This is a genomic window from Streptomyces sp. 184, from assembly GCF_045781775.1.
GTDB lineage: Bacteria > Actinomycetota > Actinomycetes > Streptomycetales > Streptomycetaceae > Streptomyces.
Window position 1 is genome coordinate 5,779,448 of record NZ_CP123230.1, and the last position, 18,836, is coordinate 5,798,283.

Below are 18,836 nucleotides of genomic sequence, written 5' to 3' on the forward strand. Positions count from 1 at the left end.
CTGCCGGTCAGCCGAAGAAGACGCCGACCTCCTCGTACAGCGCCGGGTCCACGGTCTTGATCCGCGCCGTGGCGGCGGCCAGCGGCACGCGCACCACGTCCGTGCCCTGGAGGGCGACCATCTTGCCCCAGTCCTCGTCGTGCACCGCCTGGATCGCGTGCAGCCCGAAGCGGCTGGCGAGCCAGCGGTCGTACGCGCTGGGCGTACCGCCGCGCTGCACGTGCCCGAGGACGGTCGTACGGGCCTCCTTGCCCGTGCGCCTCTCGATCTCCTTCGCCAGCCACTCGCCCACGCCCGACAGCCGGACGTGCCCGAAGGCGTCCAGGGACTCGTCCTTGAGCACCATGTCGCCGTCCTTCGGCATCGCGCCCTCCGCCACGCACACGATCGGCGCGTAGCTGGCCTTGAAGCGGGAGGTCACCCAGCCGCAGACCTTGTCGACGTCGAAGCGCTGCTCGGGGATGAGGATCACGTTCGCGCCGCCGGCGAGCCCGGAGTGCAGGGCGATCCAGCCGGCGTGCCGTCCCATCACCTCGACGACGAGGACACGCATGTGCGACTCGGCCGTGGTGTGCAGCCGGTCGATGGCCTCGGTCGCGATGTTGACCGCGGTGTCGAAGCCGAAGGTGTAGTCGGTGGCGGAGAGGTCGTTGTCGATGGTCTTCGGCACGCCGACGACCTTGATGCCGTACTCGTCGGCGAGCCGCTGGGCGACGCCGAGGGTGTCCTCGCCGCCGATGGCGATGAGCGAGTCCACCTCCAGCTTCGCCATGTTCTCCTTGATCCGCTTGATACCGCCCTCGACCTTGAGGGGGTTGGTACGCGACGACCCGAGGATCGTCCCGCCGCGCGGCAGGATGCCGCGGACGGCGGGGATGTCCAGGGTGACGGTGTCGGCCTCCAGCGGCCCGCGCCAGCCGTCCCGGAAGCCGGTGAACTCGTACCCGTACTCCTGGACGCCCTTGCGGACGACGGCCCGGATGACCGCGTTGAGCCCGGGGCAGTCACCGCCACCGGTCAGTACTCCTACCCGCATCACAGGTTTCCCTTCTGACGGTCGTGACCCCGCTCGCAGCAACGCTAACGGTGATCCACCTCACACGACACGGAGCGGGCGGGATTCACGCACCAACCTGTCAGTTCGGCGGCGGAGTTCACTCAGGAGAGGGAAACGGGGGTAGGTTACGGCGCCCGGTCGTCGTCGAGGCCGCGCTCGATGGCGTAGCGCACCAGCTCGACGCGATTGTGAAGCTGGAGCTTGCCGAGGGTGTTCTGCACGTGGTTCTGGACCGTGCGGTGGGAGATCACGAGGCGCTCGGCGATCTGCTTGTACGACAGGCCCTTGGCGACCAGGCGCAGCACCTCGGTCTCGCGGTCGGTGAGCTTGGGCACCTCGGGCTCGCCGGCGCTCTCGGCGACGGGCTCGCCCGCGAGCCGGCGGTACTCGCCGAGCACGAGGCCGGCGAGGCCGGGCGTGAACACCGGGTCGCCCTGGGCGGTCCGGTGGACGGCGTCGATCAGCTCCTCGGTGCTGGCGGACTTCACGAGGTAGCCGGTGGCGCCGGACTTGACGGCTTCGAGCACGTCGGCGTGCTCGCCGCTGGCGGAGAGCACCAGCACCCGCACGGCGGGCTGGGCGCCGACGACCTCCTTGCAGACCTGCACGCCGGGCAGACCGGGCAGGTTGAGGTCCAGCACGAGCACGTCCGGCACGGCGGCCCGCGCCCGCCGCACGGCCTGCGGCCCGTCCCCGGCGGTCGCCACCACGTCGAACCCGGCGGCCTGAAGATCCCGTGCGACGGCGTCGCGCCACATGGGGTGGTCGTCGACGACCATCACCCTGACCTCACCGCTGACTTCCCCGACCACCTCGACTCCTTCCCTGCGGATGCCGCCCGCGGACCATGGTGGCGCATGCCGTCCGTTCCGGCACGTATCGCCTCCCGCGGGGGCGTACGGGTGCACGACAGCCGGGACGGCGCGGGAACGGAGCGCGGGCCACGGCGGCGCGCGCCGGCACGGACACAGCCCTCGGAGCCCGGACGGACACAGCACACACGGCGACCGCCCGGACCGGACGGTGCCGGCAGCGCACGATGCCCGTCGCGGAGGCGAGCACCCCGACAAGGCACGCACGGGCCACGGGAGCGCGCCCCGGGCGGCGGGCTGCACGGCCGCCGCGGCGGCGCGGGAGCGCAGCGCGGCCCACGGCGGCGCGCGCCGGCACGGGCACAGCCGTCCCGGCCCGGAGGGGCACGGCGGTCGGCCTGACCGGACGGTGTCGGCGGCGCGCGATGCCCGTCGCGGGGGCGAGCGCCCGGACGAGGCGCGCACGGGGCGCGTGGGTGCGGGCCCGGGTGGCCGGCGGATGGGCGCGGTGCGGGAGTGCGAGGGCCGAGTGCGCGCCTGGAGGTCCGACGCCTCGCCTCCGGCGGGACCGCAGCGCGTGGCCCGTACGGGCGGGGCCCGGGTCGTACGGCCGGGAGCCTCCCCTCGGAGCCGCTCCGGGGCACCGCCCGCGGCGGCGCATCCCCTCGCCGGCAGGCGGCCTGCCCGGAGCCGACGTGCGCGGCCCGGGGCGGACAGCCGTACGCCCACCCACCGCTGCGGCCCATCGCTTCCGCCGCGAGGCGGTTGCCGCGTGGCCCGGGGCGCCGGGGGTCATCGGCGGGCGGCGGTCGGGGGCAGGCGGAGTTCCACCTCTGTGCCCTGGGCCGGGGTCGAGACCCACTCCGCCGTGCCGCCCAGGTCCCGCAGGCGCCCGCGGATGGACTGGGCGACGCCGAGCCGGCCCTCCGCCTCGGCCGCCGCGAGGCGGCCCTGCGGGATGCCGGGGCCGTCGTCCCGCACGGTCACCACCACCGTGCCGTCCGGCTCCTCCTCCAGCAGCACCCACGCCTGCGCCTCGGGGCCGACGTGCGCGCGTACGTTGTCCAGCGCCGCGGCCACCGCGGCGGCCAGCTCCCGCGCCGCGTGCGCCTCCAGGGCCACCGGCGTGCCGGGCTCCGCGACCGAGACGTTCGGCCCGCTCAGCGACAGCAGGAGCAGCCGCAGGGACGTCTCCGCCGGACCGTCGGCCTCCGCTTCGGCGGAACGTTCCTCCACCGGCCCCGCCGTCCGCTGCTCCGGCAGCGACGCGCCCATCACCAACGCCCGCAGCGCCGCCTCCTGCTCGCCCGCGAGCCGGCCCAGCTCCTTCGCCTCGCCGCCGATCGCCGCCCCGCGGCGCTGGACCAGCGCCAGCACCTGGAGCACGCTGTCGTGGATGTCGCGCGCGAGCCGCTCCCGCTCCCGCGTCGCCGCCTCGATCTGGAGCGCCCGGGCCAGCGTCCGTTCGCTGGTCCGCGCCACCTCCACGATGTAGCCGATCGCCGTCGAGGCGACCATCAGCAGCACGATGTTGTGGAAGTTGTCCTGCACCACCTCGCCGCGCTGCACGATGTTCGAAAGCCCGACCGCCGCCGACGACGCCGCGCCCCAGCGCCAGCCGCCCTTGACCGCGAAGCCCAGCACCGAGCCGGCCGCGAAGATCGACGGCAGCGTGCTCGCGCCGTCGTCGATGCGCGCCGTCGTCTCCACCGGGATCGTCAGCAGGATGCCGGTCAGGGTGAGCGTGATGTCCGCCGCGAGGAACGGGTACGTGCAGCGCTCCGCCGACGAGACCCGGCGGAAGGTGACCAGCGTCCACAGGGCCAGGACGGCGAAGTACGCCCAGCCCAGCGCCGGGCGGGCGACGTCGTCGTGCCGGGGTACGAACTGCGCCACCGCGTACGCCAGGGTCAGCACCCGGAAGTACGTCAGCGCCTGCCACAGCGGCTGCTCCACCGACATCCGCCGCTTGTTCTGCCCGGCCATCGCCCCCGACTCTCCCTCCCGCGACGCGCACGGCGCGCCAGGACGCGCTAGGCGGCGTCCTGCCGCCCGCCGGCGCCCGGGCCGTCGCCGTCCGCCTTCGCGGCCTTCTCCTCCGCCTTCTTCTCCTCCGCCTTGCGGCGCTTGGCCTCGTCGGTCATCCGCCGCTTGGCCGCCGTCGCGTACTCGTCGACGTACTCCTGGCCGGAGAGCTTCATGATCTCGTACATGACCTCGTCGGTCACCGAACGCAGGATGAACCTGTCGTGCTCCATGCCCTGGTAGCGCGTGAAGTCCAGCGGCTTGCCGATGCGGATGCCGGGCCGCATGACCTTCGGCACCACCTGCCCCGGCGGCTGGATCTTCTCGGTGTCGATCATCGCCACCGGCAGCACCGGCGCGCCGCTGAGCAGCGCCAGCCGGCCGAGGCCGCCGGGCTTGCCGCGGTAGAGGCGGCCGTCGGGCGAGCGCGTGCCCTCGGGGTAGATGCCGAACAGCTCGCCGCGCTCCAGTACGTCCAGGCCGCTCTTGATCGCCGCCTCGCCGGCGCCGCGGCTGCCGGAGCGGTCGACGGGCAACTGGCCGACGCCCTTGAAGAACGCGGCGGTCAGCCGGCCCTTGACGCCGGGGGTGGTGAAGTACTCCGCCTTCGCGATGAAGGTGACCTTCCGGTGCAGCATGGAGGGCAGGAAGAACGAGTCGGAGAACGACAGATGGTTGCTCGCGAGGATCGCGGCACCGGTGTCCGGCACGTTCTCCATGCCTTCCACCCAGGGACGGAAGACGATCCTCAGACTGTTGCCGAGGGACATCTTCATCGCGCTGTAGAACAACCGGGGCCTCCTGCGATCCGCTCGTGTGACCATAGCGCTCCTGGTCGGAGAGCGGTATCCGGGGGCGAGGGCCCCGCCCGCGCTCGCCCGCGCGTGCGACGCGGGGCGCCCGCGGGGTCCGCGGGGGGCCGTCCGTCCGTACGGGGCAGTACGCTCAAGGGCAGCGCCAGGCACGTATCCGCCGCCCGCCTGACACGATCGGAGTCCCGCCATGCCGGTCCTTCCCGGAGCCGAGCCGTTCCGCCAGCCGGGTGGCGAGACCGGGGTGCTGGTCTGCCACGGTTTCACCGGCTCACCCCAGTCCGTACGGCCCTGGGCCGAGCATCTCGCCGCCCGCGGCCTGGCGGTCTCCATGCCGCTGCTGCCCGGGCACGGCACGCGCTGGCAGGACCTCCAGATGACCCGCTGGCAGGACTGGTACGCGACGGTGGACCGGGAGCTGCGCGAGCTGTCCGACCAGTGCGAGCGGGTCTTCCTGTGCGGGCTGTCCATGGGCGGCGCGCTGGTGCTGCGGCTGGCCGCCCGGCACGGGGACGCGGTGGCCGGCGTGGTCGCCGTCAACCCGCTGAACAAGCTGCACGGGCTGCTGCCGAAGGCGCTGCCCGCGGCCCGCTTCCTGGTGCGTACGTCGCCCGGCGTGGTCAACGACATCGCCAAAAAGGGCGCGGCCGAGACCGGCTACGACCGCGTGCCCCTGCACGCCGCGCACTCGCTACGGCGGTTCCTCGCCCGCGTCGACGACGAGCTGCCCCAGGTGACGCAGCCGCTGCTGGTGCTGCACAGCCGGGTCGACCACGTCGTCTCGCCGCTCGACTCGGCCCGCATCCTCAGCCGCGTGTCGTCGCGGGATGTCACCGAAACCGTGCTGGAGGACAGCTACCACGTCGCCACCCTCGACCACGACGCGGAACGGATCTGCACGGCCACCGACGACTTCATCGACCGGCTCACCCCGCCGGCCGAGGGCAGCGAGCAGCGGAAGAGCGAACAGCGGAAGGGGGCCCGGGCGCGTGGCGGAGCGTAACCCGGACCGGGAGGACCCGCAGCAGGGCGACGGCCCCGCGGAGACGGAGCCGGCGGGCGCGGAGCCGACGGGGTCGGGCGGCGCCCCGCTGGACGAGGAAGCCGCGTGGGCGGAGATCGTCGCGGCGTTCGAGGAGGACTCCGTGGAGCCCCCGCACGAGCGGGCGGCGCGCACGGCGGCCGGCGGCGAAGGCCCGGCGGACGGCGCCGGGGACGGCCCGGCGGACTCCGGCGACGGCGCGGGCGCCGGCGGCGTGACAACCGCGGAGGGCCCGGCCGGCACCGACGAGGACGGCGGCCCCAAGGGCGGCCCGGCGGGCGGCGGTCCGGAAAGCGGCGGACCCGCGGGCGCCGACGGCGGCGCGAGCTTCATCGTCTTCTCCGCGGGTACCGGCCCGCGCGACTGGGAGGCGTCCGAGGCATCGGACGACGACCTCGACGAGAGTGACGAGGGCCACTTCGTCCCGCCCGAGCCGCCGCCGCTGCCGAAGGCGGACACGACGACCAAGTTCGCCTGGATCGCGGTCCTGGGCGGCCCGCTGCTCCTGCTGATGATGCTCATCTTCCAGCAGCCCATGACCTGGTGGGCCTCGGTGCTCGGCATCGGCGGCTTCCTCGGCGGCTTCGCCACGCTCGTCGCGCGGATGCGCCCGGGCGGCGGCGATGACGACGAGCCGCCGGGCGGCGGCGCGGTGGTCTAGCCCGGCGGTCCGGCAGGCCCCGCTCCCGTACGGAACCCGTTCGGGCGCACCGGCGAAGTAGTGGTGCAAGGCCCGGGAACGGGCGATGTCCACCTTGGTCTGGAGGCGCTCGATGGGGGGCAGTACGGGCGTGTACACGGAGCCGGAGAGCGACGCGTCGGATGCGGCGATCGTCGCCCGGTCGCACGCGGAGCCCGAGGCGTTCGCGGCCCTCTTCGACCGGCACGCCACCGCCGTACACCGGTACGCGGCACGGCGGCTCGGCGACGAGGCGGCGGACGACGTCATGGCGGAGACGTTCACGACCGCCTTCCGGTTACGTGAACGGTTCGATCCGGGGCGCGGCGACGTACGCCCGTGGCTCTTCGGCATCGCGACCCACCTGGTGAGCCGGCACCGGCGCGCGGAGGCCCGCCGCTTCCGCGCCCTGTCCCGGCTGCCGGCCCCGGCCGAGACCGACGAGCCGCTCGCCGACCGCGTCGCGGCCCGCGCGACGGCCGACGGCATGCGCCGCGAGCTGGCGACCGCGCTGGCCCGGCTGTCGCCGGCGCTGCGCGACGTGCTGCTGCTGGTGGCGTGGGCGGATCTGGCGTACGAGGAGGTGGCCCAGGCGCTCGACGTGCCGGTGGGCACCGTGCGCTCCCGGCTGCACCGGGCCCGCGGCCGGCTGCGCAGGGAACTGGGCGCGGGGGCCGGGGTGTTCACCGCCGGCGCGGAGACCGGTCATGCGGACGACGACGGGCGGAAGGAGTGCCGTCATGGATGAACTGAAGGTGCTGCGGGACTGGGACGCGGGTACGGGGCCGCCCCGCGAGGCGGCCCGGCTGGCGGCCCGGGACCGGCTGCTGGGAGCCGTCCGCGCCGAGACCCCGGCGGCGGCGCAGGTCCGCGCCCCCGCCTCCGTACCGCTGCGGCCCGGGGCGCGGGCCCCGCTGATGCCGGTCCGCGGGCCCGGCGGGGGCGGGATGTCCCGCCGTACCGTCGTACGGGGCCTCGTGGCCGCCGGCGCCACGGTGGCCTCGGTCGGCACGCCGCTCGCCCTGCTGGAGCGCGGCGGCGACGGCGGCCCGGCGGGACTGCCTCCCGCCGAGGTGCTGCGCAGGGCCGCGGAGCTGGAGCGGGAGCGGGAACGGATGCGCCCGCCCATCGAGCCGCGCCGCGGCCAGTACGTGTACAGCAGGGTGTTCGTCCGGGAGATGCCGGACGACTCCGACGAGGAGACGACGTTCGCGAAGGAGACCTGGCTCGCGGCGGACCCCTCGCAGCGGAGCTGGCTGAGCAACGCCCGCGAGGCGAGCGGTTGGCGGCGGTCGGAGAAGGGGAGCTGGCCGCCGGCGGACTGGCGCACCGTCTCCCGGATCCCCACGGAGCCGGAGGCGCTGCTGACGCACGTCAGCTCGTACGGCGCCCGGAGGACCCCCGAGGAGTTCGACCGGCGGGACTGGACGGACGCGTACTTCTTCCTGGGCGGTCTGCTCGGCCGGATCCCGGTGCTGCCCGACGGGCTGCTGCCGGCGGTCCTCACGGCGCTGGCCGGCTTCCCCGACCGCACCCTGCTGCCCGGGGCGGAGGACGCCCGGGGCAGGGCCGCGCTCGGGATCGCCTTCCCGGACGACACGGGCACGTCCCGGTACCTGCTCTTCGCCGCGGACACGAGCGAGTACCTGGGGATGCAGAACCCGCGCACCGACGGCCCGAACAGCAACAGGATCTTCACCCAGCTCTCGTACCTCGACGCCTACGCCGTCGTGGACGAGGTCAGGGAGCGGCCGTAGCCGGGCCGGAGGCGGGGATGCGGAGCGCGGCCAGGACGGGGAGGTGGTCGGTGGCGTCGCGGAGGTCGGACTGCGTGAGGCCCGGCAGGCCCGCCGGGACGCCGCAGCCCAGCACCTCGACCGAGCCGGTCGCGAGCACGGCGTCGATGCGCTTGCGCGGGTCGAGCGCGGTGGAGGTCTTCCGCCCGCCCCAGGGGCTGACCACCCAGCCGTCCTGCAACTCGGCGGTCAGGCGGCTGAACGCGGGGCCCTTGGGGCGCTCGTTGAGGTCCCCGGCGACCACGACGTGCGGCTCGCCGAGCGCCCGCACGTGGGCGAGCACCAGCCCGGCCTGCTCGTAGCGCTCGGTCCTGGCCAGGCTCAGGTGCGTGCTGACGACCGCCAGCCGGGCGTCGCCGAAGCGCAGCACGGCCGTCGCCAGGCCGCGCTGGTGCAGGCCGGGGGTGCGGGGCAGGAGGGTCTCGTCGGTGCGCTCCACGTGTGCGCGCAGGCCGGTGAGGAGCATGGGGCCCGCGGTGGTGGCGCCGCCCGTGACGTACAGCAGGCCGGTGGCGCGGGCGAGCCGCGCCGCCTTCTTGCGCCAGCGGACGAAGCGCGGCGCCTCCTGGACGCAGACGACGTCCGGGGCGCAGGCACGGATCACCCGGGCGAGCGCCGCGGTGTCGTCGCGCATGGAGCGGATGTTGTAGCTGAGCAGCCGGATGACGGCGGAGCCGTCCGGCTCGGTGCGCGAGGCGGGCAGATCGGGCAGCAGCACGGGCCCGAGACTACCGGGGGAACGGCGCGGCGGGGGCCGGGTGGCGGGGCGGCCGGGCACGGGGTTGACGCCCCGGGGGCCGGGGTGCCGTCGGCGGGTGGCGCGCTGGATCGTGGGAGGCGTGGGCCCTTGTGCCTTCGGGTACCGGGACCGTCCGGCACGCGGGCCGTCACGTCATACGCGCCGGCCGTCAGCCCTGGCGGGCCAGGTCGGCGGCGCCGACGAGCCCGGCACGGCCGCCGAGTCGGGCGGCGAGCACCTGCGCGTGCGGTCGCCACTGGTTGCCCACCAGCCAGCGCCGGAACGACTTGCGGATCGGGTCGAGGACGAGATCGCCCTCGTCCGAGACGCCGCCGCCGACGATGAACGCCGACGGGTCGAAGAGCGACGCCAGGTCCGCGAGACCCGCCCCCGCCCAACGGGCCAGCTCCCGGAAGGAGTCGATGGCCACCGGGTCACCCTGCCGGGCCGCCTCGCTGACGTGCCGCCCCTGAACGCCCTCGGGCGTACCGTCGCCGAGGGCGAGCAGTATCTCGGCCGACTCGGGGGTGGCGGCGGCACGCTGGTGCGCGTACCGCACGAGGGCACGGCCGGAGGCGTACTGCTCCCAGCAGCCCTGGCTGCCGCAGCCGCACAGCAACCCGTCGGGCACCACGCGGATGTGGCCGAACTCCGCGGCCACGCCGAAGCGGCCGCGGTGCAGCCGGCCGCCGATGATCACGCCGCCGCCGAGGCCGGTGCCCAGGGTGATGCAGACGACGTCGTCGTGGCCCTGACCGGCGCCGAAGCGGTACTCGCCCCAGGCGGCGGCGTTGGCGTCGTTCTCGACCACGACGGGCAGGCCGATGCGCTGTTCGACTTTGTCCTTCAGCGCCTCGTGGCGCCAGTTGACGTTCGGGGCGAAGAGCACGGTGGCGCGTTTGTCGTCCACGTACCCGGCGGCGCCGATGCCGACGGCCTCGGCCGGGGTGGCGGCGGTGACCTCCTGGACCGCCGCGCAGATGGCGTCCACGACGCCTTCGGGTGTTTCGGGGGTCGGTACCGTGCTCGTTCGGATGATCGAGCCCTCTTCGTCGACCACACCGGCCGCAATCTTGGTGCCGCCGATGTCGACGCCGATGGTGAGTCCCATGTCTCCCTCGGTTATTCGGTTCGAGCCCCGCTGCGCCTCCTCACATTACCGGAGGTACGGCCGGGCCCGGCCGTCAGTCGAGGTCGATCTGCTTGGGGCTGCTGGGTGGTTCGTCGTCCCGCGACCAGTCCGCCTCCTGCCGCTGAACTGCGGCGCGGTACGCGGCGGCGATCTCCGTGCCGGCGGTGGCGAGGTGGTCGAAGATCTGCGGATTGCGCTCCACGACGGGCTCGACGGCGGTCTTCACGGAGGCGAGGAACTGCTTCGCGAACTGCTGCGCGGCGGTCTGCGCGACGGCGGCGGTGCCGCCGGTCGCGCCGGGGGCGCGCAGTTCCGAGACCTTGTCGGAGAGGGAGTCGAAGAAGCGGCGCAGCTCCTCGGCGGCGCTGACGGGCTCGGGCCCGTAGACCGAGCGCCGCCGGGCCTGCTCGGCGGCGAAGTCCTCGGCACACGCCTGGGCCCACGCGTCCGGGTCCGGGGCGGTGGCCGCACCGGGTTCGGGGCGCTCGATGGCATCACTCATACATCGACGGTACCCGAACGGCGACTTCGCGTTCAGTGCCGCGCAGCGGGTTGTGCGAGCGGCGCCCGGAGAGGCGGGGGTGGCGGGGGTGCGCCGCGGGCGGGGAGGGGCGGGGACGGACCGGCGGGGTGCGGCCCGCCTGGCGCGGGGCGTCCGGCCCGGGTCAGCGGGCCTGGGTCAGCGGGCCTGGGGCCAGGCCGCGGGGTCGGGGGTGAAGCGGATGCGCAGTTCGCCGTCGTGGAGGCCGGCGCGTTCGATGGTGCAGCGGCGCAGGGCCGCCGGCAGGGGCAGGGGGCGGCGGTGGCCGGCGACGGTGACGAGGAGTTCGTCACCGCGGCGTACGAGGGTGAGGTCGCCCCGTTCCGCGCCGGGCAGCGGCAGCCGGTAGAGCAGCACGCCCTCGTCCGCCAGCAGGTCGTCCACCCGGGCCGGGTCCCCGGGGTCCGCGGGGTCCGCGGGCGCGGGCCGGGCCCGCAGCCCCGCCGGCGCCACGGCCTCCGCCAGGGCGGCGAGGGCGACCGGGCCCTGCGGCTCCGGGCCGAGGTGCGGCAGCGCGCAGAACGCGCCGACCGCGCCGCGCAGCTCCGCGCCCAGCTCCTTGACCACCCGGTGCTGCTCGTCGGCGAGCGTCGCGTACCAGGCGTCCTCGGAGCCCGCGGGCAGGACCCGGTTGGCGACGACCGCCTCGACCGCGCAGCCCTGGAGCGCGAGCGCCGCGCGCGTGCGTCGCAGTTCACGGGCCGCGCGCGGAGTGGGCTCCAGTACGAGCCGCACCCTCGTCCCGGCCGCTTCTGCGGCCTCCCGTACGGCCTCCAGCCGCTCCTCCCAGCGGGCGGCGGCCTCGTACAGCCGCTCCGCCGGCACCGGCGCCCCGAGGAGCCGCCCGAGCAGCGGGCGCAGCCCCCGCGCGGCCTGCCGCTCGGCGGGCAGCAGCCGGTGCAGGTACCGCACGAGCTGCTCCGGCAGCGCGAGCACCCCCAGCGCGGCGGGAGCGGCGGGCATGTCCACGATCGCCAGGTCCCAGGGCCCGGCGGAGCCCCCGGCGGTGCCCGGGGCCCCCGTCTCGTACAGCGTGACCAGCGCGCGCAGCAGCGCGAACTCCCCGGTGCCCGGCAGCGGCGTCAGCTCCTCCGCCGCCAGCGGGGTCGCGCCGAGGAGGTCGAGGGTGTCCGCGTACTGCTCCTGCCAGAGCGCCAGCGTCTCCGCCGCCGACTCCGCCCCGCGCAGCCGCGCCGCCCACAGCCCGGTCTCGACGCGGGCGGGCACCGTCCACGGCAGCGCTTCCTCAGGCCACTCGTCCGGCGCCGCCCCCGACCGCTGCCCCGGGATCTGCGCCTCCGGCGCCCCCGTCAGCAGTCCGCCCGCCTCGGGGTCCGCCGTCAGCAGCAGCACCCGGGCGCCGTCGCGCGCCGCCCGCAGCGCCGTGGCCGCCGCGACCGTCGTACGGCCGGCGCCCGCGGCACCGGTGACGAGGATCGTCCGCACGGCGGGGCGTCAGTCCGTACCCGAGCCGGCGGACGCGCCCGGCACGCTCTCGACGCGCTGCTTCAGGCCGTCCAGCGCCCGCTCGATGATGATCTTCTCCATCTTGCGCTTCATCATCCCGAGCATGGGGATCTTGACGTCGACCGTCAGCTCGTACGTCACCTCGGTGCGCTCCCCGCCGGCCAGCGGCTTCAGCAGGTACGCGCCGTCCAGCGCGCGCAGCATCTGCGACTTCTCCAGCGTCCAGCGCACCTCGTGCGGTCCCGCCCAGGTGTACGCCAGCGTCTGCTCGTCCCGGATCGTCTTCGCGTCCAGCACCAGCAGGACCCGCGCCGCGCGCCCGCGGTCGTCGGCTTCGAGCACCTCGGTCCGCCGCACCTCGCCGGTCCACTCCGGGTAGCGGTCGAAGTCCGCGATCACCGTCATCACCGCGTCCGGCGCGGCGTCGATGGTGATACTGGACCTGGTGTGCTCTGCCATGCCTGGGCTCCTCCGTCAACCGTCCGCGCTGAAGGTTACCGCGCCCGGTTCACCACTCCAGAACCCACGGCTTCCCGCGGGACGCGAAGTGCCCCACGTTCACGCACTCCGTCGCCCCGATCCGCATCCGCCGCGCCAGCGGCTGGTGGACGTGGCCGAAGAGCGCGTAGCGCGGCCGGACCCGGTGCAGCGCCTCCAGCAGCGCCTCGCTGCCGCGCTCGAAGCGGCGCGCCACCGTGTCGTAGCAGAGGTCGGGGACGAGCGGCGGGATGTGCGAGCAGAGCACGTCGACGTCGCCGAGGGCGGCGACCTTCGCGGCGTACGTCTCGTCGTCGATCTCGTACGGCGTGCGCATCGGCGTCTTCAGACCGCCGCCGACGAAGCCGAAGACCAGCCCGCCGATCTCCACCCGCTCGCCGTCCAGGACGGTGGTGCCCTCGCGGGCGAACTCGGGCCACAGCCGCGGGATGTCGACGTTGCCGTAGGTGGCGTACGTCGGCGTGGGGAAGGCCGCGAACAGCTCCGCGTACTGCTTGCGCACCGCCTTCTCGATCTCCCCGCTCTTGTCCATCCCCGCCCACAGCGAGCGCACGAAGTCGCGGTGCTCGTCGAACCTGCGGGCCGTGCGCAGCTCCACGCTGCGCGTGGTGTTCGCGACGCCGAAGAGGTCGGGGAAGATGCCGCGCGAGTGGTCGGCGTAGTCGATGAAGAGGATGAGGTCGCCGAGGCAGACCAGCGCGTCCGAGCCGTCGCCCGCGCGGGCCAGGTCGGCGCTGTTGCCGTGCACGTCACTGACCACGTGGACCCTCATGCGATCACCCTACTTCCGGCGCGCGGGCGCCCGCCCGTCGGTGAGCGGCGCCACTGCCGCGAGGTGCCCTGGTGGGGATAGGGTCGCAGGTGGCCCACCGGAACGTCGAGGAGCAGCGTCTTGCGAGAGTTCGCCCTTCCCGCCCTGTACGAGGTCCCGGCGGACGCCAATCTGACCGACCTCATCCGCACCAACGCCGAGCGGACCCCCGACCTGGCCGTCGTCGCCCGCAAGAACGCGGCCGGCGACTGGGAGGACGTGTCCGCGGCCGGCTTCCTCGCGGAGGTGGAGGCGGCGGCCAGGGGTCTGGTCGCGGCCGGGCTGCGGCCCGGCGACCGGGTCGGGCTGATGTCCCGTACGCGGTACGAGTGGACGCTGCTCGACTTCGCGATCTGGACCGCGGGCGGCGTGACCGTCCCGGTGTACGAGACCAGCTCGCCGGAGCAGATGCAGTGGATCCTCAGCGACTCGGGCGCGGTGGCGTGCGTGGTGGAGACCGCGGAGCACGCCGCGGCCGTCGAGTCCGTACGGAGCCGGGTGCCGCTGCTGCGGCAGGTGTGGCGGATCGACGCCGACGGGGAGGGGAGCGAGCCGGGCGCCGTCGCCGCGCTGACGGCCGCCGGCGCCGAGGTGTCCGACGCCACGCTGGAGAAGCACCGCTCCGCGGCCGGCGCCGACTCCCCCGCGACCCTCGTCTACACCTCCGGCACCACGGGCCGCCCCAAGGGCTGCGTCATCACCCACGGCAACTTCCTCGCCGAGTGCGGCAACGCCGTGGAGCAGTTGCGCCCGCTCTTCCGCGCCGGCGACAGCTCGATCCTGCTCTTCCTGCCGCTCGCGCACGTCTTCGGCCGGCTGGTGGAGATCGCCGCCATGGTCGCCCCGATGAAGCTCGGCCACGCGCCGGACGTCAAGAACCTCACCGGAGACCTGGCCGACTTCAAGCCGACGCTGCTGCTCGGCGTCCCCCGCGTCTTCGAGAAGGTCTACAACTCGGCCCGCGCCAAGGCGCAGTCCGACGGCAAGGGGAAGATCTTCGACAAGGCGGCCCACACCGCCATCGCGTACAGCCGCGCCCTGGACACCGGCGGGCCCGCCTTCGGGCTGCGGCTGCGGCACGCGCTCTTCGACAAGCTCGTCTACGCCAAACTGCGCGCCGTCCTCGGCGGCCGGGCCACGCACGCGATCTCCGGCGGCGCCCCGCTGGGCGAGCGCCTCGGGCACTTCTACCGCGGCATCGGCTTCACCGTCCTGGAGGGCTACGGCCTGACCGAGACCGCCGCCGCGATCACCGTCAACCCGGTGGAGCGCCCGAAGATCGGCACCGTCGGCCGGCCGCTGCCGGGCTGCACCCTCCGCATCGCCGACGACGGCGAGGTGCTGGTGAGCGGCGGCAACGTCTTCGGGGCGTACTGGAACAACGAGGACGCGACGGCCGCCACGCTGGACGGCGAGTGGCTGCGCACCGGCGACCTCGGGAGCCTGGACGAGGACGGGTACCTGTCCATCACCGGGCGGAAGAAGGAGATCATCGTCACGGCGGCCGGCAAGAACGTCGCCCCGGCGGTGATAGAGGACCGCATCCGGGCGCACGCGCTGGTGGCGGAGTGCATGGTCGTCGGCGACGCGCGGCCGTTCGTCGGGGCGCTGATCACGCTGGACGAGGAGTTCCTCGGCAAGTGGGCCGAGGGCAACGGCAAGCCGGGCCGGACGGCGGCGGACCTGGCGGACGACGTGGAGCTGCGGGCGGCGGTGCAGCTCGCGGTGGACGACGGGAACGCGCAGGTGTCGCGGGCGGAGTCGGTGCGCAAGTTCCGGATCCTGCCGGGGCAGTTCACGGAGGAGTCGGGGCATCTGACGCCGTCGCTGAAGCTGAAGCGGGGCGCGGTGGCGAAGGACTTCGCGCAGGAGATCGAGGGGCTGTACGAGCAGTAGGGCACGGCGGCGGTACGGGCGCCCGCGGCCCGAGCGCCGCGCGGGTACGGGCCCGGTGCCGGGACGTCCCTTCTTTGACGGGTCGCGTACTGGTCGCGTACTGGTCGCGTAGGGGTCGCGTAGGGGTCGCGTACGGGCCCGGGCGGCCGGTTCGTACGCCCGCGGCTCCGGCCGCGCGTCCGGTCCGTACCGTACGCGCCCTCCCCCGCCCTCACAGCAGCGACGTGAGCCGCTCCGCCAGCAGGTCCCAGCGCCACCGCTCCGCCACCCACGCCCGCCCCCGCGCCCCCGTCCGCGCGCGCAGCTCCGCGTCCCCCAGCAGCGTCACGATGCGCGCCGCCGCCTCCTCCGCCTGCCGTTCCGCGCCGCCGCGCACCACCCACCCGGTCTCGCCGTCGAGCACCGCGTCCGGGGCGCCGCCGGAGTCGCCCGCGACGACGGGCAGCCCGGTCGCCGACGCCTCCAGGTACACGATGCCGAGGCCCTCCACGTCCAGCCCGCCGCGCCGCGTGCGGCACGGCATGGCGAACACGTCGCCCGCGCCGTAGTGCGCGGGCAGGTCCTCCCACGGCACCGCGCCGGTGAAGCGCACCGCGCCCGCGACGCCCGTGGCCGCCGCCAGCTTCTCCAGCTCCCCGCGGTACGGGCCGCCGCCGACGATCAGCAGCGCCGCCTCCGGCTCCGCCGCCAGGATGCGGGGCAGCGCGCGGATCAGGGTGTCCTGGCCCTTGCGCGGTACGAGCCGGGAGACGCAGACGACGACCGGCCGGTCCGCGAGCCCGAGACGGGCGCGTACCGCCGCACCGCCCGAGCCCGGGTGGAACTCCGTCTCGTCCACGCCCGGCGGCACCTGCACCATGCGCGCGGCGGCCTCGGGGGTGAGCGCGCGGGCGATGCGGGAGCGGGTGTACTCGCCGAGGTAGGTGAGCGTGTCCGTCGACTCGCCGATGCGCCGCAGCAGTTGCCGGGCGGCGGGCAACTGGGCCCAGCCCGCCTCGTGGCCGTGCGTGGTGGCGACGATCCGCTCGGCGCCCGCGCGGCGCAGCGCCGGCGCCATCAGCCCCAGCGGCGCCGCGGCGCCGAACCACACGGCGCGGCAGCCGTGCGCGCGCAGCAGGCCCGCTGCCCGGCGGGCGACGCGCGGGGTGGGCAGCAGCATCGTGGCGCGGTCGCGGACGACCTCGTAGGGCTGGCGGGCGTCGAAGTCCCGGGTGGCGGCGCGGCCTTCGGCGTCGCGCTTCCAGGTGGAGGCGTAGACGACGACCTGCTCCGGGTCCAGCCGCAGGCACATGCTGTGCAGGAAGTTCTGGATGCCGCCGGGGCGGGGCGGGAAGTCGTTGGTGACGACGAGCGTCTTGCGCGGGACCTTGTGCATCGCCGCCGACAGTACCGGGGCCGGTGGCGGCGGGTGCCTGCGGCCGGGCGGAGCCGTGTCGTAGTGTCGTCGGACGGATACGGGGGCGGGGTCGGAGGTCGAGCGATGGCACGGGTCGCGGCGCCGGTCGCGGCGTGGGTGCTGACCCGCGCGGGCCTGCTGCTGCTCGTGCTGAAGGCGGTCACGCTGCCGGGCCCCGACGTCACCAGCGACGTCGAGGTGATCTACCGCGGCTGGTACGAGGTGCTGCGCACCGGCACGTTCCCCGTCGACGACGTGAGCTGGCAGTACCCGCCGGGCGCGGCGCTGCCGGTGCTCTCCCCCGGCCTGCTGCCGTTCCTCGGCTACGCGCACGCCTTCTTCGCGCTGGCCTGCGCGGCGGACGCGGCGGTGCTGGCGCTGCTGCTGCGGGCCGGGCGCGGCGCCGGGAGGTCGCGGGCGGGGGCGTGGTGCTGGGTGGCCGGGGTGCCGCTGCTGGGGCCGACCGCGTACGCGCGGTACGACGTGATGGTCACCGCCGTCGCCGTCGCGGCGCTGCTGGCGGCGGCCCGGCGGCCGGCGGTGGCCGGGGCGCTGGCCGGGTTCGGCGCGATGCTGAAGGTGTGGCCGGTGCTGCTGCTGCTCGGCGCGGCGCGCGGGCGGGCGACGCGGCTGTCGTGGGGCGCGGCGGCGGGGACGGCCGCGGGTGCGGCGCTGCTGGCGGCCGTCGCGCTGCCGGGGGCGTTCGACTTCGTCACCGCGCAGCGCGACCGCGGTACGGAGGTGGAGTCGCTGGGCGCGCTGGTCTTCCACGTCGGCCGGCACCACGGCTGGGACGGCACGGTGGAGCTGCACTACGGCTCCATGGAGTTCCTCGGGCCGGGCGTCGGCCTGGTCAGCGACCTGGCGCTGGGTCTGTCGGTGCTGGCGATGGGGTGGCTGGTGCTGTGGCGGCTGCGGGCGCGGGAGTTCACGGCGACGACGGGGTGCGAGGCGGCGTTCGCGGGGGCGCTGCTGTTCACCACGACGAGCCGGGTGATCAGCCCGCAGTACATGATCTGGCTGGTCGGGCTGGCCGCCGTGTGCATGACGCTGCGGGCGGCGCGGATGGCGCTGCCGGCGGGGCTGGTGCTGGCGGCGACGGCGGTGACGCTGGCGGAGTTCCCGGTGTGGTTCGGGGAGGTCGTGGGGAGCACCGGGTTCGGCATCGCGCTGCTGGCACTGCGCAACGGGCTGCTGGTCGCAGCGACGGTGGTGGCGTGCCGGCGGCTGTGGCGGTCGACGGTCACGGCGCCCGGGCGCCCTGTCGACGGAGACGCGGCGATGCCGCGGCAGCGGGGGCGTAGCGCGTCGGCGCGGAACGGCATGCTGACGTGGTGACGTGCCTGCGCCCGTGCCCGTGCCCGTGCCCGTACGCGTGCCGCGGTGCGCGGGCTAGGCGCCGCCGCCCGCTTTGAAGAGGAGCAGCAGGAACGCGGCGAAGAGGTGGCCGACGAAGATGTAGACGAGGAGGCGAATCACCAGGCCGCGGGGGAATCTCTCCTCGATCCGCTTGGACACTGCGGTCTCCTTGGGGTCAGTGCCGGGTGCCGTCGCCGAGGCAGAGGTCGGCGACGGCGCTCTGGAGGAGCGTGTGGACGAAGAGCAGGTCGAGCCCGCCGGGTTCGGCGGCGGCGATGCGGTGCGGGGTGAGGGAGTCGAACTGGGCGCTGTCGCCCGGGTCGAGCAGGTGCTCGCTCTCGCCGAGCACGAGCCGCATCCGGCCCTGGAGCACGTACAGCCACTCCTCGCCGGGGTGGACGCGGACGAGGTCGCGGTGCGCGGCGTCGTACGGCACGTGCACCCGTAGCGCCTGCATCCCCCGGTCCGTACCGCCCGCCTGCCGGTACGACCAGCCGCCCGCCTCCCGTACGGGAGCCTCGGCGCCCCGGACCACCGACGTCTGCGCCGAGGGCGCCTCGCCGAGCAGCTCGGACACCGTCGTACCGTAGATACGGGCCAGCTTGAGCAGCACCGGCAGCGAGGGCTGGCGGTGCCCGGTCTCCAGCCGGGAGAGGTGGGCGGGCGACAGCTCGGCCCTGGCGGCGGCGGCCTCCAGCGTCAGGCCGGCGCGGCGGCGCAGCTCGCGCAGCCGGGGGGCCTGGGGGTGGTCGAGGCTCATGTCCGTCATTGAGC

At 75.0% G+C, this 18,836-nt stretch carries 19 protein-coding genes; 6 read left to right on the forward strand and 13 right to left on the reverse strand.

Translation table 11 applies throughout. From position 1 onward, the window contains the following. Positions 1-7 precede the first annotated feature (7 nt). The 4 genes from QBL21_RS24535 to QBL21_RS24550 all read right to left on the reverse strand — a co-directional run bounded on the left by QBL21_RS24535 (position 8) and on the right by QBL21_RS24550 (position 4,685). Positions 8-1,036 (reverse strand): 6-phosphofructokinase, encoded by a 1,029-nt coding sequence (locus QBL21_RS24535; protein ID WP_407564381.1) that lies wholly within the window; start codon positions 1,034-1,036, stop codon positions 8-10. 146 nt (positions 1,037-1,182) lie between these two features. Next, positions 1,183-1,836 (reverse strand): response regulator, encoded by a 654-nt coding sequence (locus QBL21_RS24540; RefSeq protein WP_407566548.1) that lies wholly within the window; start codon positions 1,834-1,836, stop codon positions 1,183-1,185. 825 nt (positions 1,837-2,661) lie between these two features. Beyond that, on the reverse strand, positions 2,662-3,855 hold the full coding sequence (gene macS, locus QBL21_RS24545; protein ID WP_407564382.1) for a MacS family sensor histidine kinase: 1,194 nt from the start codon (positions 3,853-3,855) through the stop codon (positions 2,662-2,664). A 47-nt stretch (positions 3,856-3,902) separates the two neighbouring features. Next, positions 3,903-4,685, reverse strand: coding sequence for a lysophospholipid acyltransferase family protein (locus QBL21_RS24550; protein ID WP_407564383.1), 783 nt, complete (start codon positions 4,683-4,685; stop codon positions 3,903-3,905). A 211-nt stretch (positions 4,686-4,896) separates the two neighbouring features. Between QBL21_RS24550 and QBL21_RS24555 the strand changes: the two genes are divergently transcribed. From QBL21_RS24555 to QBL21_RS24570, 4 genes are all read left to right on the forward strand, one after another. Then, positions 4,897-5,709, forward strand: coding sequence for an alpha/beta hydrolase (locus tag QBL21_RS24555; RefSeq protein WP_407564384.1), 813 nt, complete (start codon positions 4,897-4,899; stop codon positions 5,707-5,709). Continuing rightward, positions 5,696-6,409, forward strand: coding sequence for a hypothetical protein (locus QBL21_RS24560; protein ID WP_407564385.1), 714 nt, complete (start codon positions 5,696-5,698; stop codon positions 6,407-6,409). The genes QBL21_RS24555 and QBL21_RS24560 overlap by 14 nt, the downstream gene beginning before the upstream one ends. A 112-nt stretch (positions 6,410-6,521) precedes the next feature. Continuing rightward, on the forward strand, positions 6,522-7,175 hold the full coding sequence (locus QBL21_RS24565; RefSeq protein WP_407564386.1) for an RNA polymerase sigma factor: 654 nt from the start codon (positions 6,522-6,524) through the stop codon (positions 7,173-7,175). Next, positions 7,168-8,184 (forward strand): hypothetical protein, encoded by a 1,017-nt coding sequence (locus QBL21_RS24570; protein ID WP_407564387.1) that lies wholly within the window; start codon positions 7,168-7,170, stop codon positions 8,182-8,184. The genes QBL21_RS24565 and QBL21_RS24570 overlap by 8 nt, the downstream gene beginning before the upstream one ends. Here QBL21_RS24570 and QBL21_RS24575 read toward each other — a convergent pair. The 6 genes from QBL21_RS24575 to QBL21_RS24600 all read right to left on the reverse strand — a co-directional run bounded on the left by QBL21_RS24575 (position 8,168) and on the right by QBL21_RS24600 (position 13,372). Beyond that, positions 8,168-8,941, reverse strand: coding sequence for an endonuclease/exonuclease/phosphatase family protein (locus tag QBL21_RS24575; RefSeq protein ID WP_407564388.1), 774 nt, complete (start codon positions 8,939-8,941; stop codon positions 8,168-8,170). The genes QBL21_RS24570 and QBL21_RS24575 overlap by 17 nt on opposite strands. Positions 8,942-9,131: 190 nt before the next feature. Then, positions 9,132-10,073, reverse strand: coding sequence for an ROK family glucokinase (locus tag QBL21_RS24580; RefSeq protein ID WP_407564389.1), 942 nt, complete (start codon positions 10,071-10,073; stop codon positions 9,132-9,134). Between the two features lie 73 nt (positions 10,074-10,146). Then, positions 10,147-10,596, reverse strand: a complete 450-nt coding sequence (locus tag QBL21_RS24585; RefSeq protein WP_407564390.1) for a DUF5304 family protein — start codon at positions 10,594-10,596, stop codon at positions 10,147-10,149. Between the two features lie 177 nt (positions 10,597-10,773). Continuing rightward, positions 10,774-12,081: an ArsA family ATPase gene (locus QBL21_RS24590; protein WP_407564391.1), complete on the reverse strand. Its 1,308-nt coding sequence runs from the start codon at positions 12,079-12,081 to the stop codon at positions 10,774-10,776. A 9-nt stretch (positions 12,082-12,090) separates the two neighbouring features. Next, the gene (locus QBL21_RS24595; protein ID WP_407564392.1) at positions 12,091-12,561 is read right to left on the reverse strand and encodes an SRPBCC family protein; all 471 of its coding nucleotides are present in this window, start codon (positions 12,559-12,561) and stop codon (positions 12,091-12,093) included. A gap of 49 nt (positions 12,562-12,610) precedes the next feature. Next, a complete protein-coding gene (locus tag QBL21_RS24600) occupies positions 12,611-13,372 on the reverse strand; it encodes a metallophosphoesterase (protein WP_407564393.1) in 762 nt (253 codons plus the stop codon). A 120-nt stretch (positions 13,373-13,492) separates the two neighbouring features. Between QBL21_RS24600 and QBL21_RS24605 the strand changes: the two genes are divergently transcribed. Then, complete coding sequence (locus QBL21_RS24605; RefSeq protein WP_407564394.1) at positions 13,493-15,307, forward strand: AMP-dependent synthetase/ligase; 1,815 nt, start codon at positions 13,493-13,495, stop codon at positions 15,305-15,307. A 211-nt stretch (positions 15,308-15,518) separates the two neighbouring features. Here the strand turns inward: QBL21_RS24605 and QBL21_RS24610 are convergent, their stop codons facing one another. Continuing rightward, a complete protein-coding gene (locus QBL21_RS24610) occupies positions 15,519-16,682 on the reverse strand; it encodes a glycosyltransferase family 4 protein (protein ID WP_407564395.1) in 1,164 nt (387 codons plus the stop codon). Between the two features lie 105 nt (positions 16,683-16,787). Here QBL21_RS24610 and QBL21_RS24615 point away from each other — a divergent pair, with 105 nt between their 5' ends. After that, a complete protein-coding gene (locus QBL21_RS24615) occupies positions 16,788-18,041 on the forward strand; it encodes a glycosyltransferase 87 family protein (protein WP_407564396.1) in 1,254 nt (417 codons plus the stop codon). Between the two features lie 54 nt (positions 18,042-18,095). Here the strand turns inward: QBL21_RS24615 and QBL21_RS24620 are convergent, their stop codons facing one another. Further along, positions 18,096-18,221 carry a DUF6126 family protein gene (locus QBL21_RS24620; protein WP_407564397.1) on the reverse strand — a complete coding sequence of 42 codons (126 nt, stop codon included), beginning with the start codon at positions 18,219-18,221 and terminating at the stop codon, positions 18,096-18,098. 16 nt (positions 18,222-18,237) lie between these two features. Continuing rightward, positions 18,238-18,831, reverse strand: coding sequence for a helix-turn-helix domain-containing protein (locus tag QBL21_RS24625; RefSeq protein WP_407564398.1), 594 nt, complete (start codon positions 18,829-18,831; stop codon positions 18,238-18,240). Positions 18,832-18,836 lie beyond the last annotated feature (5 nt).